A 15,757-nucleotide genomic window follows, 5' to 3' on the forward strand; every position below is an offset into this window, starting at 1 on the left:
CGGGAGCGGGCGATGTCCGCCGAGCCGTCGGTGGAGCCGTTGTCGACGACGATCGCGCGCCAGCCGGACGGGATCCTGTCCAGTACCCACGGCAGGGCCTCGGCTTCGTCGAGGCAGGGCAGCACGACGTCCACGGAGGGGGTGGTTGTCTCGATCACGCCACTCACCCTACGAACTCAAAGCGGACATAAGGGTTTTGCTGTTCTTACGGATCGCTGACGTCACCCCTCGCGACGGCCCCTTCGCCTGCCCGCGCCGCCGCCCGGTGCCAGACTCCGGAGGGTGAAACGCGTACTCGTGGTGGACGACGATCCCACCGTTTCCGAGGTCGTCGCCGGGTATCTGCACCGGGCCGGCTTCGCCGTCGAGGTGGCTGCCGACGGCCCCGCCGCCGTGGCCCGGGTCGCCGCCCGGCCGCCCGACCTGGTGGTACTGGACCTGATGCTCCCCGGCATGGACGGGCTGGAGGTGTGCCGCCGGGTCCGCGAGGACGGGCCCCTGCCCGTGATCATGCTGACCGCGCGGGGCGACGAGGAGGACCGCATCCTCGGCTTGGAGGTGGGCGCGGACGACTACGTCACCAAGCCCTTCAGCCCGCGCGAGCTGGTGCTGCGCGTGGAGGCCGTGCTGCGCCGCGCCGGGACACCGGCCGCCACCGGGACCGGGCCCGCGGAGCCCTGGCTGCGCAACGGCCCGCTCGCCCTCGACCCCGCCGCCCGGCGGGCCACCCGCAACGACGTCGAACTCGCCCTCACCATCCGGGAGTTCGACCTGCTGGAGTTCTTCCTGCGCAACCCGGGCCGGGCGACGAGCCGCGAGGAGCTCATGCGCCGCGTCTGGGGCTGGGAGTTCGGCGACCTCTCGACCGTCACCGTCCATGTGCGGCGGCTGCGCGAGAAGGTCGAGGACGACCCGGCCCGCCCCCGTCTGATCAGCACCGTCTGGGGCGTCGGCTACCGATTCGACTCTCCCCGACCGGACGACTGGGACGAGGACGGAGCCGACGGTGGTCGGTGACACGCTGCTCATCGCCCTGTACGCGGCCCTCGGCGCCGCAGCCGCCGGGCTCGCCGGCGCGGCGGCACTGCGGCTGCTGCGCAACCGGTCGGTCACGCTCTCGCTGGCCGTGGTCGCGGCCGTCACGGTCGCCGCGATGTTCGGCGGAACGATGCTGGTGTCCTGGGCGATGCTCCTGTCGGAACACGACCTGCGGGTCGTGACGATGGTGTGCGCCATGGCCGCGGTCGTCTCCTTCGCCGTGGCCCTGCTGCTGGGCCGCGGCGTCGTCAAGGGCAGCCGGGCACTCGCCGAGGCCACCCGCGCCCTCGGCGACCACGGCAGCTTCGTCCCGCCCGCTACCGCGCTCACCGCCGAACTCGCCTACTTGAGCGCCCAGTTGACGGAGACCAGCGCCAAACTGGCCGCCTCCCGGGAGCGGGAGAGGGCGCTGGAAGCCTCCCGCCGGGAACTGGTGGCCTGGATCTCCCACGACCTGCGTACACCGCTGGCGGGTCTGCAGGCGATGGCCGAGGCGCTGGAGGACGGCGTGGTCGACGACCCGCGCGTCTACCACGCCCGCATCCGCACCGAGGTCGGGCGCATGAGCAACATGGTCGGCGACCTCTTCGAACTCTCCCGGATCCAGGCCGGAGTCCTCGCCCTGACGACGACCCGCGTGTCGGTTTACGACCTGGTCGGCGACGCCCTCGCGGGTGTTGATGCCCTGGCCAGGGAGCACGGCGTTCGGCTGGTGGGCGACCGGGTGGAGCGCGTGCCGGTCGAGGTCGACGGCCGGGAGATGTCCCGCGTCCTGGCCAACCTGCTCGTCAACGCCATTCGCCGCACTCCGGCCGACGGCACCGTCGCGGTGTCCGCCCGCCGGGAGGCCGACCATGTCGTCCTGGCGGTGACCGACGGCTGCGGCGGCATCGCCCCGGAGGACCTGCCACGCGTCTTCGACACCGGCTGGCGCGGCACCGACGCCCGCACCCCGCCCGCCGGGGCCGGACTGGGCCTGGCCATCGTGCGCGGCATCGTGGAGGCCCACCAGGGCCGTGCGGCCGTCCGCAACGTCCCGGGCGGTTGCCGCTTCGAGGTCCACCTGCCCGCGGCGATCTGAGACGCATACGGTACGAGGCCCGGCCCGGCCGGGCTTCCGGCACCCGGCACCCGGTCGGCCGTTCTCAACCGGCTCGCAGGGGGGCCGCCGCGAACTCCGCCATGCCCTGAGCGAAGGCGACCCGAGCCCTCCAGCCCAGTTCGTCGCGGAGCCGGCGCGACGAGGCGGTGATGTGGCGGACGTCGCCGAGCCGGAACTCTCCGGTGACGACGGGTGCCGGGCCGCCGTGCGCGGCGGCCAGGGCGGCAGCCATCTCACCCACGGTGCGCGGCTCCCCGCTGCCGACGTTGTAGGCCCGCAGAGCGCCCTGAGCCAAGCCGTCCACGGCGTCCAGCGCGGCGAGGTTCGCTCCCGCGACATCGCGCACGTGCACGAAGTCCCGCCGCTGCCCGCCGTCCTCGAACACGCGCGGAGCCTCACCGCGCGCGAGCGCGGACCGGAACAGGGAGGCGACGCCCGCGTACAGGGTGTCGCGCGGCATACGGGGGCCGTACACGTTGTGGTACCGCAAGGCCGCCACCCGGCCGCCCGTCGCCCGGGCCCACGCGGCGGCGAGATGTTCCTGGGCCAGTTTGGTGGCTGCGTACACGTTCCGCGGATCGGCGGGCGCGTCCTCGTCGACCAGTGCCGGCACGAGCGGCTCACCGCAGTGCGGGCAAGGCGGTTCGAAGCGGCCCGCCCCGAGGTCGGCCGGCTCACGCGGTCCCGGCCGGACGACACCGTGACGAGAGCACTCGTAGCGCCCTTCGCCGTACACCACCATCGAGCCGGCCAGCACCAGACGGCGTACCTTCGCCTCGGCCATGCCGGCCAGCAGTACCGCCGTACCGAGGTCGTTGCAGCCGACGTAGTCGGGGGCGTCGGCGAAGTCCTTGCCGAGTCCGACCATCGCGGCCTGGTGGCAGACGGCGTCCACGTCGCGCAGGGCGTCGGCCACGGCCGCCGCGTCGCGGACGTCCGCGTGCCGCCAGTCGACGCCTTCGGGAATCGGCGGGGCACCGCGGTGGGCGGCGGGCAGCAGGGCGTCGAGGACGCGCACCGTGTGCCCGGCGCCGGTGAGAGTGGTGACGACGTGCGAGCCGATGAAGCCCACACCTCCGGTGACCAGGATCAGCATGCCCCGACCGTACGGCCGCGGACCGGACCGCGGACCGGCCGGCACCCGGACGTCAGGGGTTCGTAAGCCTTCCCGGCGTCGCGGCCTCCTCGCCGGTGCCCGGCGTCGTCATGTGCGCCTGTCCCAGAACGACCAGGTGGCGGCCGGCAGGACCAGGGCACGTGGCGGTACCCGTATCCCGTGTCGGCGCCAGAGCAGCGCGCACCTGGAGAGTCCGGCCACGGCCGACCCCTCACGCCGACGCGGCGCCCGGCGGCAGGCACTCGCAGGAGCACGTGAGACGCACGTGAGACACCCGTGAGACGGCGGACCGGAACGGAGGCCGGGCTCACGACGGCGGCCGCCTGCGGGCGCGCCTCCGCACGGCCACCCAGAGCACCGTCACCGCCCCCACGGCCACCATGGCGATCAGCCAGTTGCGCGGATAATCCAGCGGCAGCACCGAGGAGTTGGCCCGCGGCCCCGGGCGCAGCAGCACCGGCAGCGCCACCACCGTCAGCGCGCCCGCGACGATCAGCGCCCCACGGACCGGCCCGCGCACACCACCGCGGACCAGCAGGCCGGCCAGCAGCACCAGCGGCGCGATCACCGCGTCGTGCAGGACGACCGCGCCGCCCAGCCAGACCAGCACGCCCGCCAAGTCCCGGACATCGAGCAACAGGGACACGCCGACGCCCATGACCGCCACACCGGCCGCGCCCACGAGGAAGCGCGCCACCTTCATGACAGCACCTCCAGCCACCCCACCCACTTGGTCTGCAGCACGCCGGGCCGGTTGGGGGCGATGAGCCGCGCCGGGTAGCCGTGGTCGGGGTCGAGTTCCTCGCCGTTCAGGCGCAGGGCGAGCAGGGTCAGCGGGTCGCGGGCATGTTGGGAGCCCAGCTCCGACACCCGGTAGCCGCCGCGCAGTTGCAGCGATACCACCCGCACCCGCGCGTGCGGTGACGCGCCCGCCCGCACCAGCAGGTCCGCGATCCGTACGCCGGTCCAGTGCGCCGACCTGCTCCAGCCCTCCACACAGGCGATCGGCAGCTCCACCTGGTGCTGGGGCAGGGCACGCAGCTCGTTCAGGGTCAGGGTGTACGGTCGCGGGCCGAGTACGGCCAGGCGGTACTCCTCGTCGGCGATCCGGCCGACTCCGGCCGCCGCGGCGGTCCGGTTGACGGGCAGGGACTGCGGTCCGCGGTCCGGGTCGCGGGGCGCGAACAGGACGGCGTCCTTCAGCGGGGTGAAGGACTGGCCCACCGTGGTGACGGTGACGGCCCCGACCGCCGCGCCCACTGCGGCGAGCAGCGACCGCCGGTCGGCGCCGTCCCGCGCGGGCAGGGCGAGTGTCCCCGGCGACCGTCGGCTCCAGTGCGCACCGATCTCGGGCGCCTTCACCGCGAGATGCAGGACCGCTGCCCCGGCCACCAGCCACGCGACCGCGTAGTGCACCGGTACGAACGAGAACGGCCACGGATACCACTGCACCGTGTTCAACAGCCCGCTCACCGGCTCGAAGACCGCCCCGGCCACGAGCAACGCCACTGACAGGCGCTCCAGCGCGTGCCGGACCGACCGCGGAGCGGGCCACTCGAACAGCCTCGGGTACACGGTCCACAGCTTGGCCAGGAGCAGCGGAATCGCCGCGATGCCGGAAGCGACGTGGAGACCCTGGGTGAGCCGGTAGCCCCACACCGGGCGACTCGGCAGCCCGTTGGCCGGCCAGCCCGTCGGGTATTGCATGACATGACTGACCAGACCGGTGACGAAGCACACGAGGAAGGCCGGCCCCAGCCATCGGCCGATCGAGGTCGCCGTGCGGGCGTCATGCAGACGACCGCCGAACACCGGCGGGAAGACACGGAGTTTCATGCCTCCATCCCACCCGGCACGAGAGCGCATCGGAACGGACGAACCCTTACGGTCCGCGGACGTCTTCCGGGCCGCCGGGCACGCGCTCCCTACCGCTGGGGGCCGATCTGGCCGGGGCCGCGGGATGACCGCGCGGATTCCCCGGCGTCGCAGGTGGCTGCGGACGGCCCGGGACGAATAGACCCGGTCGGCCAGCACGGCGAGGGGCCGTGTTCTCGGCCTGCCCGAACCGCTTCGAGGCGCGGCTTCGGCGATTGACGTCATGCGGCTCGGACCGCATGTCATGTTGATCTCATGGTCGGCGACGACGCCCGCGACAAGACCGCCGAGATGGCCCAGGAGGACGACCACTGCTCCGCCTCACCGCCACCGGCGCCCTCGGCCCCGACTACCGTGAGCGCCGGAACATGGGACGGCGGCCGGTGCCTGGCCGTCAACTGGATCGACGGGGCGCCCCTTTGGCGGGCCCTCGCCGTCGCCCGCGGCCCGGAAGGAGACCGCGCCTCGGCACGCCCAAGAACGTCACCAGGTCTTGGCTGGTGGTGAAGCAGCAGAACGGGTCGCGCGAGTACGACAGCGTCATGTGGAAGGAGTAGACCTTCGGGATGCCGACACGGGCGAGGATCCTGCCCTCGTCTCCCCAGTCGACCTGTGCCTGAGCACCGGGGACGACCTCGAAGCGCCGGTGCAGGGCCGCCAGCTCACCCGGGCTGATGCCCGGTTCCTCCGCGATCCGGGGCCGGGCTTCCTGCAGACAGAGCTTCCCCCGCTGGTAGTTGACCTGAGCATCGTGTCGATCAGCGGCGCGAGCTCGTCCACCACCCGCCGGAACGCCTCAACTCCAGCCGGCATTGTGGATCCGAGACCACCGTCAGCCGCCTCTCTTGCCAACACCCCGTTACCGCGTCAACGATGGCGCACCTTCAGCCGTACGAGGTGTGCACGTTCGCTTGTACGCCGACAGAGAGCCACGACACGGTCCGTTCCACGACCCAGCGGTGCCGGCCCAGCCGTTGAGACGGCTCGACGCCCTTGCGGACGATGCGGTGCCGGATGCCCGGGAAGACAGCCGGCGTCGCAGGTGATGGTAGTCGTCCCCCTTGTTGCCGATCGGCAGCGGCAAGCCGTTACGGTCGACGACGAGGTGGATTTTCGATCCCTTCCTGCCGCGGTCGGTCGGCTTCGGTCCCGTCGGTGAGCAGGGACCTTGCGCCGCAGCTGCGGCCATACGGTCGTGTCTGACCCGGGAGAACCGGCGGGGCCCGGTCCTCGGGCGGGCATGAGCGAGGCGGCTGCCGGTCCGGACAGCCGCCTGACTTCGTGTGCTCTCCTGCTCGCTCAGCCGCGGGTGATGTTCTGCGCCTGCGGGCCCTTCTGCCCCTGGCCGATGTCGAAGGTGACGCGCTCGCCTTCGGTCAGCTCGCGGTAGCCGCTGCCGTTGATCTCGGAGTAGTGCGCGAAGACGTCCGGGCCCCCGCCGTCCTGCTCGATGAAGCCGAAGCCCTTCTCGGCGTTGAACCACTTCACGGTGCCGCTGGCCATACTGGTTGTCCTTCGTGTCATGCCCGGGAACAGCCCTCTTGCCGGGCATGCTCCGGCTCGCGCACCGCACGAGCCATCAGTCGTTCTACCCCCGACCACCCCGGTTATCCCACCGGCGACACACCCGGTGAGGCCCGGGCACGCGCTGGAGACGGCAGGGGAGGGGCGGGTAGGGGATTCACCGACCCGAGCTGGTTGAGCGTAGCCCTCTGGACTCTCGCGTTCATGGGCGTCGACGCCCTTCGGAGGCGTACGCGGTGCGGCCCAAGGCGATACCGAACCGCCACAGGCGATGATCACGCGCGCTCGTTCGTGCGAGCAGCCCGTAGCCAAGAGCGGACCAGGCAGGCTGTGAGGCGGGCCGGGAGCCGCCGCGGGCCTGGTGCATGCGGCACTGCCGCGCCCGGTTTGACGGAGAGCGGGGCGCGGCTCGTCCCTTGCCGTGGGGCTGTCGGCCGGTAACGGGGAGCGTCCGGGTCGACGCGCTCGGGCGACGGGCCGTGATTTCGGGTCATCAGGGTGATCCGTGTTCAGGCGATGGGGGCCTCGCTGATCTGCGGAAGTCTCTCGTCATCACGTATGCCGCGCCGGGCTTTCATCAAAACTCCCCGAGTGCGCCCGCCGCGCCGGTGCCTCGGCGAATTCACACAGTCCTTGGCGTCCTTGGGGTGGGCGCAGGTCTTCAGCGTGGGGTGGAGGATGTCCTCGGCGCGGTCGACGAGCCGGCCCTCATAGGCGGAGTCGGTCCGGATCTGAGCGAGCCGGAGGCGCCGGATCCGTTCGCGGGCGGTGTCCCGGCCGGTTGTGCCGGCCGGCGTCACCGTGACCGTGACGGGCAGTCCAAGACAAGTGCGGTACTCGTTTCGGAACGCGGCCGGCTGGCCGGACGGTCGGCATTGGGCTGTCTTCCGACCGTTCCCGGCTGAAGATTCACATGTTCCTGCGGGAGATGCTTCGCTTCCGACCGACTGGTGGTCATGTCGCCGTGGCACCCCAAGATCGGAACTGGCCGTATCCGATATGGCACCCAAAGTGACGAGCGTGCTGTCATTGCAGTGCCGGGACGGGCGCGACGCCGCGAAGCCCCCGCGCCCCGGCGTCCGATCCGCGAGGAGGGGCCCCGTCCCCTCAGGAGGGTTGTGCCGTGAGCACCACCGAAGAGCAGGCTGCCGAAGCCTTCAAGTCCGGTCCCCGGATCGTCCTGGCGCCCGGCCCGCGCACGACCGACCGCGTCCCGCCCCAGGCCGATGACACCTGGGACCTTCCCTACGGCACCGCCTGGGTCTACTACGGCAAAGGAAACAGCCATCTCATCCGCCCGGTCCTGATGGCGGACGGCTTCAGCACCGGTCCCACCGATCTCGCCCTCACCTGGGAACTCCTGGAACACGGACCGTTCCCGCTGCTGAGCGAGCTCCGCAGGCAGGGCCGTGACGTCGTCCTTGTCGGCTACCACGAGCGCAGCGCGCCGATCCTGGAGAACGCCGAGACGGCGATGGCGGCCATCAGGGGGGCGATCGACCGCCGCATCGGCAGCCACCCGCTGACCGTCGGCGGTTTCAGCATGGGCGGCCTGGTCACCCGTTACGCCCTCGCCAAACTGGAGAGGGAAGGCATCGAGCATTTCACGGAGCTCTACTTCTCCTGGGACAGCCCGCACACCGGCGCCTGGATCCCCATCGCCCTCCAGGCGTTCGCGCACTACACCAAGAAGCTCGACCCCCGCTTCTCGGACCAGATCAACAGCCCGGCCGCCCAGGAACTGCTCGTCAAGCACATCGCGACCTGGGAGGACAAGCCCGCCACCAGTGAGCGGCGCCTCGCGTTCCTGCGCGCGCTGGAGGACGTCGGCGGCTGGCCCTTCCGGCCCAAGCGGATCGCCGTCGCCAACGGTCCCGGTACCGGCGCCGGCAACGGCGTGACCCCCGGCGTGGAAGCCGTCACCGGCAAGGGGCTGGCCGTCACCGGTACCGAGCTGCGGACGCAGCCCGCGGGCGACGACCAACTGGTGGCCAAGCTGCGGGTGGTCACCACCCCCACCCGCGAGATCCGCGCCGACGGGCTGCCCGACATCGACGGCGCGCCCGGCGGCACCCTCCACGGCTTCGGCATCCTCGCCGACGCGCTGAACGAGATCCCCGGCTTCGGCGTCGTCAACCCGGTCCGCGAACACTGCTTCGTCCCGACCGTCAGCGCCATCGGTCTACGGGAGCCGGCCACCCACGACGACCTCTACACCCCGATCGACGATGAAGAGGTGCGGGAGAAGTCGCCCTTCCACGACGTCAAACTCGCCTCGCAGAGCGAAGCGCACACCCTGATCACCGAGGAACTCGCCACCTGGTTCCTGGAGCAGCTGCCGTAACCACAGACCGGTCCCGGGCCCGTGTCCTGCCGTCTTCCCGGAAGGCGGCAGGACACGGGCCCCTACTCGGCCAGACGATCCCCGTTCCGATCACACCCGGCGGCCGCTACGCCCGCAGCGCCGCCCACTTCCGCGCTCTGGACGACGAGCAGATCGCCTGCTCCTGTCACATCCACGTCGGCCTGCCCGACCCCCGCGACGCCGTGCACGTCAGCAACCACCTACGGCCCTGGCTGCCTACCTTGATCGCGATCAGCGCCAACTCCCCGTTCAGGGACGGGAAGGACACCGGATACGCGAGCTGGCGCACCACCACCTGGGGACGCTGGCCCGTCGCCGGCCCGCCCCCGTACTTCGAATCACCCGCTCACTTCGACGACCTCGTCGACACCCTCACCGACGCGGAGGCACTCATCGACCGCGGCGGTCTGTACTGGGACATCCGCCCCTCCCACCACCTGCCCACCGTCGAAGTCCGCGTCGCCGACGCGGCCCTCACCCCCGACGACACCGTCATGCTCGCCTCCGTCGTACGGGCCCTGACCGCCACCGCCCTCCGGAGCATCCGAGCCGGAGAAGCGGCGCCGCGCCCGGCACCGGAAGTCCTGCGGGCAGCCTGCTGGCGCGCGGCACGCGACGGGCTGGCCGGCACCGGCATCGACCCCCTCACCGGCCACCTCGTCGCCCAGACCGCGCTCATCGAAAAACTGCTGCACACCATCGCCCCAGCACTGCGCCGGCACGACGACCTCGACCACACCCGCGAGCAATGGCAGCGCCTGCGCACCGAAGGAACCGGTGCCGACCGCCAGCGCGCCGCCCACCGGCGACGCACCAGCACCCACGACGTCGTCGACCACCTCATCTCCGCCACCTCCCCCCGGTAGAGCGGCGGGTTCGGGCGAGGTTCGGTGTCGCGGCTGCGGAGCCCGTCGAGGGAGATACGCGGCACACCCGGCTTCCCTGGACGTCCCGGTCCTCCGAACGGGTGGCCCCTGTGAGCGCTGCTCTGGCGGTGAGGCCGCCACACGGAATCACGACAGGTGTGTGGGGCCTTTGATGCGGGGAGCCGGGGAGTGATGGTCTTGTGTCCGGACGCGTGAGCATCGATAGCGATGTCCGAACGGGCAGTCGGGTTTCGGTGCTGACCGTCCGGATTCAGCGTGTGGTGTCCAGGATTTCCCTCCTGAGGGGGGTTTGGTGCAGCCGAACCCGAGATCCGGGCACGGGCCTGCCTCCACCCGGCGACAATCACTCTTCGCAACTCCAGTGCTACACAAGGAGATTGAGAGAGAGCATGCTCCACGTGAAGAAGCACCGCTTCACGGCCTGCGTCGCCGCCGCGGTTCTCGTCGGCGTCGGCGCCGCCGCCGTCGGGGGTATGACCACGGCATCGGCTCAGACCACGTCCAAGGCGCCTGTCTCGCAGGCGGAGATCGTCGTCGGGCCGATCAGCGAGCCGGGCAGCCCGTCGGTGGCCCAGTGCCCGGACGGCATGGGTGTCATCAACGGCGGCTACAACTCAAGCTCGTTCTCCCAGTCCAACGGTGGGGAGCCCTACGACGGCATCGTGGCGAGCGCCCCGCTGGGGCACGGCAAGGGGTGGGTCGCGCAGCTGATGTCCGGCCGTGCCCAGGCCCGCGCAGTGTGCGTGCCCGCCTCCGAGGCGCCGCAGGTCGCCGTGGGACCGACCAGCGGCGAGCACGAGGACTCCGACGCCCGCTGCCCCGACGGCACCAGCGTGATCGGCGGCGGCTACATCGCGGCGAGCTGGTCCAGGAACGGCTGGGGCGAATCCCAGGACGAGGTGACGGCCAACGCTCCCATCCGCGACGGCAAGGGCTGGTACGCCAGGCAGTTCGCCGCAAGGGTGCAGGCACGGGCCCTGTGCAGCTGATCCTGTCCGGCAGCGCAAGGTAGCCGAGGACCATCTTGCGGACCGCTGCCGGCAGCGGTCCGGGAAACGAAGGCCCCGCCCCGCGCGGTCGGTTCAGGGGCGGGACCCACAGGAGACGGAAGCTGCCAGCCGGAATGACGTTCTCTGCCAGCTCCACGGTGTCGCCGGCTATGCCTCGTCGCGGCCTGGAGCCAGCCGCACAGCGGCCGCCGCCGGCGGTGTGGGCTCGCAGCGGAACCCGGCTCCGGCCGTTGAGCCAGTGCCATCGCTTCCGGCAGCCCCCCGAAACCCCTCGGCCACCGGCAGGGAACGGATGGCCTCGCTGTACGGAGCCGAGGGCCGTAGGGTGCCGCCGCACCAACGACGAGCGCGTCTTGCACCAAGACATGAAGAAGGGGCCAGGCGCGGCTTGTTCCGGCTGGCCCCTTCACACATCCGGCTCTACGCCCACTGGGTGCCCAGTTCCGCGAGTGCGGCGAGCTGGTCCTGGGTGCTGACTCTCACTCCCGTGGCACACGCGATTCACGTTTAGATGTCATCTGAGAGATGTCCACGGCCCGCAAAGGGACGCCCCGTGAAACAGGGACATCGAGGGCGGGCGGCTGAACGACGGCCATAGCGCCGAAGCCGCCGACCGCGCGCCCGGAGGGCGGGCCGCCGCGGGTGTCGGCGGCTTCGGAGACGGGGTGTTCCGACCGCCCCCAAGCACCGGGCCGCAGCCGCACTTCAGGCGGCGCGGGCCCGGTTGCACTGCGTGTCAGTGCCCGGTGCCCGGCGCAACCCGAGTCGGCCTCACTCACACCGCCGACTCGACCAGCCGGTAGATAGGGCGCGCGCCGTAATGCGTGGCTGTCTCGCGCATCCAGCACCTCGAACCCGGTAGTCCCCGTCTGATCGGGCGCCATCGCCTCTTCCGGTACCGGTCAGCCGGGGTACGCCCCGGCGATCGCCTTGGCGCGGATCACCTGCCATTGAGCCGCCATGTCATGGACCAGGTACAGATCCCGGCGCCGGGTCCATGCCTGCCCGGACCGGGGGTCGTAGGTGTGCGGCATGGCGATGCCCTGAGGCGCGTAGGCGGGCATACCGCGGTCACGGGTGGTCTGGACGCATCGCTTGTGGTGGTCGCGGAAGCCTACGACGCACGCGGTTCCGATGCCGCCGGGCGCCTTTTTCCGGTACTCGACTATCCGGGCGGCGACGTCGTCGGTGCTCAGGTAGGTGATGGTGCCGTTGGACGCGATGACCGGCTCGATCGACGTGACGTCGTCCATCCGGTACTTCGAGTGCAGGAAGCGGGCGATCTCCCACTGGGCGTAGACGGGCATGCGCCGACGGGCGCGGATGCGGGCGATGGCGTCGGACAGGTCCTCGTTGACCGGCCCCGGTTCGGGCAGTGTCGTGCTCGGATCGCCGCCCTCGGCCGGGCGGTTGCCGAAGGAGTAGGCGACGATGAAGTCGAAGCTGTCGAGTTCGGCTGTTTCCGGGTGCCAGCCGAACCCGACGTCTTCGATGAGGGGGGCGAGGGTACGTGCAGTCGCCGGGTCCCCGAGTTCCCGGGCCAGCGTGACGCGCATGTGTTCGGTCAGGCCATCGCCGGCGTGGGCGGGATGCGGCCCGCCTCGAGGGGCGGCATGTGCGGGCTCCGCGCCGAGCAGTGCGGGAGCGGTGAGAGCGGCGGTGAGGGCAGTGGCGAGACTGCGACGTTGAATCACTCGAGAACCCGTTCATGATCATTCATCCGGACATGCGGGATCCTCCGCGCCTCGCCAGGCCCGCCCGTGAACGCCGAGTGACAGGTGTCCAACACGCGAGAGTCTTCTGCGCACGACAGGCGCTGTTGCCGAGGCCGGACATCTGCCACGGCCGATGTCCGAACCGGCACTCTCAACCTTGGTGCGACGTTCGGCAGCTCGCCGCCGGGTGCGATCGCGACACCGGCCACCCGGAGCCGCCGGCCGGGCCGCGGTTCCCGAGGTCGCCGCATTCTGGTCGCACCGGCGGGGCCGGCTCCTGAACATCCGGGCCCAAGGCGCCGTACCCTGGTCGCCGACGGCGTCCCAGCCGTCCGCAGGGCGCAGGGGTTCGTCACCGGATCCTGAGCCCCCCTGCGTTCGGTCGGGACGGCCACACGCGGGGTGCCGGCTCAACTCCGCACCAGGCGCCTGTCCGGCTTTCCTCACCAAGCCACCCCAGCGGCCGGCGAGGCCGTGAACAGCCGCGCTCAGGACAAGTCCCATCCCGCCGGACCACTGGTTCACGCCTCGCCGATGAGCCCTTCTGTGCGAAGGCCGTCCGCCGAGGGGCTGGCCCGGCCACGCCGTCCGGGGCGGCTGTCAATGCCTTACGGCATGCCGTCCGGAGCTGTTTCAGGGGCTCCTGATCACTCCCACCGGCACCGGCACCGGCCGTGCCGGCGCCCAGGCCATCGCCTCCGGCTCCGCCCGCCTGCGCCCCCTGATCGCCGAGGCCGCCCGCCAAGGCATGCGCCTGGCATTGACCGTGCGCCTCGCCAAGACCGCGTACCCGCACCCTTCCGGCAGCCGCACCGACTCGCCCGGCATACGCCCCGCGTCGGCGAAACCTTGATCCGCACCCCTGGTGTGGTGAGGGCCCCGCTGCCATGATGGGCCGTCCGAACGGCCATGCGGAAACACCAACTGACCAGGGGAGGCGCCGTGCTGACCACGGCAGAGCGAGTCCGTGCCCTCAAGGACGAGGACTTCCGGCTGAGTCTCACGCGGGAGTTCCCGGACCACCCGGCCGGGAACCCGGCCGAGGAGGTCTACGTGTCCGCCGGGCAGGCGGCCAACACCTGTGAGTCCTACTCCAGTTGCGCACGGATGTGCAGCTACTGACCCGACCGCCCGCCGCGCCGCACTCCCGTGGGGTGCGGCGCGCGGTATGAGCCAACCCGAGGGGGTACCGCCGTGGTGGACACGTCCCCGCTGCGTCTGGCCGCCGCCCGCGCGGTCCCGTTGAGCCGCCGGGGCCGGGCCACCGTCACCGACGCCTCCCTCGGCGGGCGCGCCGACCGCGTACTGGCCCGCTGGCGGGCGCAGCGCCCGTTCGATGAGGACGGCTGGTTCGAAAGGCGGCTGGCAGCCGACTCCCTCGACCCCGGCCTCCTGCGCGAACTGCTCACCGAGCCCGCCGAAGCCCTGGCCGAACGGCTGGGCGCCGAGGAGCCGTGGGCGCGCCACCTGGCGGCCGTCTTCGAGGATTCCCCGCCCACCCCCGCCGTCGAGATCCCCGACCGGGACGCCTTCGCCACCCTGGTCGCCCCGCTGCTCACCGCCGCCCGCGACCGGCTGCGCGGGGGCATCGCCGCCCTCGGCCCCACCCCGCTCGGCACCCCCGAGGAGATCACCGCCCACCTGCTGCCGTCCCTGACCGCGCCCGCCCACGCCATGGCCGTACGCACCATGATCGTGGAACTGGAGGTCGCCCGGCTCACCGGCCAACTGACCGGCGCCACCCCGCAGGAGCGCTACCGCGACTTCGTGCGTCGCCTCGCCGACCCCGCGCGGGCCATCGAGGTCCTCGCAGAGTACCCGGTCCTTGCCCGCCGCCTCACGGTGGCCGCCGAGCAGTGGACCGACACCCACCTCGCCCTCGTACGCCGCCTCGCGGCCGACCTGCCCGACGTCTCCCGCACTTTCTCCCCCGGCGTGCCCCTGGGCCGCCTGACCGAGATACGCACCGGCCTCGGCGACGCCCACCGGGGCGGCGCCACCGTCACCGCCCTGCGCTTCGAGAACGGCACCCGGATCGTCTACAAGCCCCGCCCGCTCGACGTAGACCTCCACTTCCAGGACCTGCTGCGCTGGCTCAACCCCCGGCTGCGGCTGCCGCTGCTGGAGGTCACCCACCTGCCCCGGGACGGCTACGGCTGGGTGGCCCACGTGGCGGCCAGGCACTGCCGGGACGCGGCCGAACTCCATGCCTTCTACCACCGCGCCGGGACACTCGCCGCCGTGCTCTACGTACTGGACGCCGTCGACTGCCACGCGCAGAACCTCATCGCCCACGGGGACCAGCCCGTACTCGTCGACTGCGAGGCGCTCTTCCACCCCGACCTGCGCGAACCCGCCAAGGACCTGTCCCCCTCCGAACGCCTGGCGCGCCACGACGCCGCCCACTCGGTGCTCCGGTCCGGACTGCTGCCCCAGCGGGTGTGGGACGAGGACGGCAACGGCGGCGCGGACGTGTCGGCCCTCGGCTGGGACCCGGACCAGGCACCGCCCCGCACCGTGCCGTACGTGGACGGCGAAGGCACCGACCGGATGCGCATCGCGTACCGGCCGATGAACCTCCAGGGCGTCGACAGCCGACCCCTCCCCGCCGGCCGGCCCCTCGAGCTGGCGGACTTCGCCGACGACCTCGACGCCGGGTTCACCGAGGCGTACCGGATCATGGCGCGGGCCAGACCGGGGGTGCGCCGCCTGCTGCGGGCCTTCGCCGCCGACCACACCCGGCTGCTGCGCCGCGACACGCTGGAGTACCGCAGCCTGCTCGCCGCCGGTGACCACCCGGACCTGCTGCGCGACGCCCTGGACCACGACCGCCACCTGGACCGGCTGTGGGCGCTGGCGGCCTGGGAGGAGAGCGCCGACGCCTTCCTCGCGCACGAACGCGCCGACCTGTGGAACAACGACGTCCCCCTGTTCACCCTCCGCCCCGACGGCGTCGACGCCCGCGCCTCCACCGGAGCCCTCATCCCCTCCGTCGTCGACCGGCCCGCACTCGACACCGCGCTCGGCAAGCTCGACTCCCTGGGCCCCGCCGACCTCGCCCGCCAACGCGAACTCCTGCGCCTGTCGGTGACCACCGCCACCGGTACGAGCGAACCCTCCCGCC

General features: G+C 72.0%; 13 protein-coding genes and 3 pseudogenes. 7 read left to right on the forward strand and 9 right to left on the reverse strand.

The features are described 5' to 3' along the window. Positions 1-158 (reverse strand): glycosyltransferase (locus H5J33_RS37255; RefSeq protein WP_181794024.1); only part of this gene is annotated, 158 nt, incomplete at its 3' end. Between the two features lie 124 nt (positions 159-282). On the opposite strand from H5J33_RS37255, the gene H5J33_RS07100 reads away from it, so the two are divergent. Both H5J33_RS07100 and H5J33_RS07105 read left to right on the forward strand, forming a co-directional pair. Then, positions 283-1,017 (forward strand): response regulator transcription factor, encoded by a 735-nt coding sequence (locus tag H5J33_RS07100; RefSeq protein ID WP_181794025.1) that lies wholly within the window; start codon positions 283-285, stop codon positions 1,015-1,017. After that, positions 1,007-2,119, forward strand: coding sequence for a sensor histidine kinase KdpD (locus H5J33_RS07105; protein ID WP_181794026.1), 1,113 nt, complete (start codon positions 1,007-1,009; stop codon positions 2,117-2,119). The genes H5J33_RS07100 and H5J33_RS07105 overlap by 11 nt, the downstream gene beginning before the upstream one ends. A gap of 64 nt (positions 2,120-2,183) precedes the next feature. Here H5J33_RS07105 and H5J33_RS07110 read toward each other — a convergent pair whose 3' ends face one another. From H5J33_RS07110 to H5J33_RS07135, 7 genes and pseudogenes are all read right to left on the reverse strand, one after another. Continuing rightward, on the reverse strand, positions 2,184-3,236 hold the full coding sequence (locus tag H5J33_RS07110; protein WP_181794027.1) for an NAD(P)-dependent oxidoreductase: 1,053 nt from the start codon (positions 3,234-3,236) through the stop codon (positions 2,184-2,186). Positions 3,237-3,564: 328 nt separating this feature from the next. After that, a complete protein-coding gene (locus tag H5J33_RS07115) occupies positions 3,565-3,960 on the reverse strand; it encodes a hypothetical protein (protein WP_181794028.1) in 396 nt (131 codons plus the stop codon). Then, on the reverse strand, positions 3,957-5,093 hold the full coding sequence (locus tag H5J33_RS07120) for a molybdopterin-dependent oxidoreductase (RefSeq protein WP_181794035.1): 1,137 nt from the start codon (positions 5,091-5,093) through the stop codon (positions 3,957-3,959). The genes H5J33_RS07115 and H5J33_RS07120 overlap by 4 nt, the downstream gene beginning before the upstream one ends. A gap of 111 nt (positions 5,094-5,204) precedes the next feature. Next, positions 5,205-5,324 (reverse strand): annotated as a pseudogene (locus H5J33_RS07125) (IS5/IS1182 family transposase); the annotation flags it as partial. 268 nt (positions 5,325-5,592) lie between these two features. Beyond that, positions 5,593-5,921, reverse strand: a pseudogene (locus H5J33_RS37260) (IS21 family transposase); the annotation flags it as partial. Positions 5,922-6,058: 137 nt separating this feature from the next. Then, a pseudogene (locus H5J33_RS07130) lies at positions 6,059-6,285 on the reverse strand (IS5/IS1182 family transposase); the annotation flags it as partial. A gap of 146 nt (positions 6,286-6,431) precedes the next feature. Then, complete coding sequence (locus H5J33_RS07135) at positions 6,432-6,635, reverse strand: cold-shock protein (protein WP_181794029.1); 204 nt, start codon at positions 6,633-6,635, stop codon at positions 6,432-6,434. A gap of 1,144 nt (positions 6,636-7,779) precedes the next feature. Here H5J33_RS07135 and H5J33_RS07140 point away from each other — a divergent pair. The 3 genes from H5J33_RS07140 to H5J33_RS07150 all read left to right on the forward strand — a co-directional run bounded on the left by H5J33_RS07140 (position 7,780) and on the right by H5J33_RS07150 (position 10,897). Then, entirely contained in the window at positions 7,780-9,000 is a 1,221-nt protein-coding gene (locus H5J33_RS07140) for a hypothetical protein (RefSeq protein WP_181794030.1), read from the forward strand. An 89-nt stretch (positions 9,001-9,089) separates the two neighbouring features. Next, positions 9,090-9,887 (forward strand): YbdK family carboxylate-amine ligase, encoded by a 798-nt coding sequence (locus H5J33_RS38310; protein ID WP_309485346.1) that lies wholly within the window; start codon positions 9,090-9,092, stop codon positions 9,885-9,887. A gap of 410 nt (positions 9,888-10,297) precedes the next feature. Then, on the forward strand, positions 10,298-10,897 hold the full coding sequence (locus H5J33_RS07150; RefSeq protein WP_181794031.1) for a hypothetical protein: 600 nt from the start codon (positions 10,298-10,300) through the stop codon (positions 10,895-10,897). A 923-nt stretch (positions 10,898-11,820) separates the two neighbouring features. Here H5J33_RS07150 and H5J33_RS07155 read toward each other — a convergent pair. Next, on the reverse strand, positions 11,821-12,474 hold the full coding sequence (locus H5J33_RS07155) for a hypothetical protein (RefSeq protein ID WP_220212039.1): 654 nt from the start codon (positions 12,472-12,474) through the stop codon (positions 11,821-11,823). Between the two features lie 1,101 nt (positions 12,475-13,575). Between H5J33_RS07155 and H5J33_RS07160 the strand changes: the two genes are divergently transcribed. Both H5J33_RS07160 and H5J33_RS07165 read left to right on the forward strand, forming a co-directional pair. Then, positions 13,576-13,755, forward strand: coding sequence for a hypothetical protein (locus H5J33_RS07160; protein WP_181794033.1), 180 nt, complete (start codon positions 13,576-13,578; stop codon positions 13,753-13,755). 72 nt (positions 13,756-13,827) lie between these two features. Then, a partial coding sequence (locus H5J33_RS07165; protein WP_181794034.1) for a type 2 lanthipeptide synthetase LanM family protein occupies positions 13,828-15,757 on the forward strand: 1,930 nt, incomplete at its 3' end.

Origin of the sequence: Streptomyces sp. WELS2 (assembly GCF_013870595.1) — a bacterium.
GTDB lineage: Bacteria > Actinomycetota > Actinomycetes > Streptomycetales > Streptomycetaceae > Streptomyces.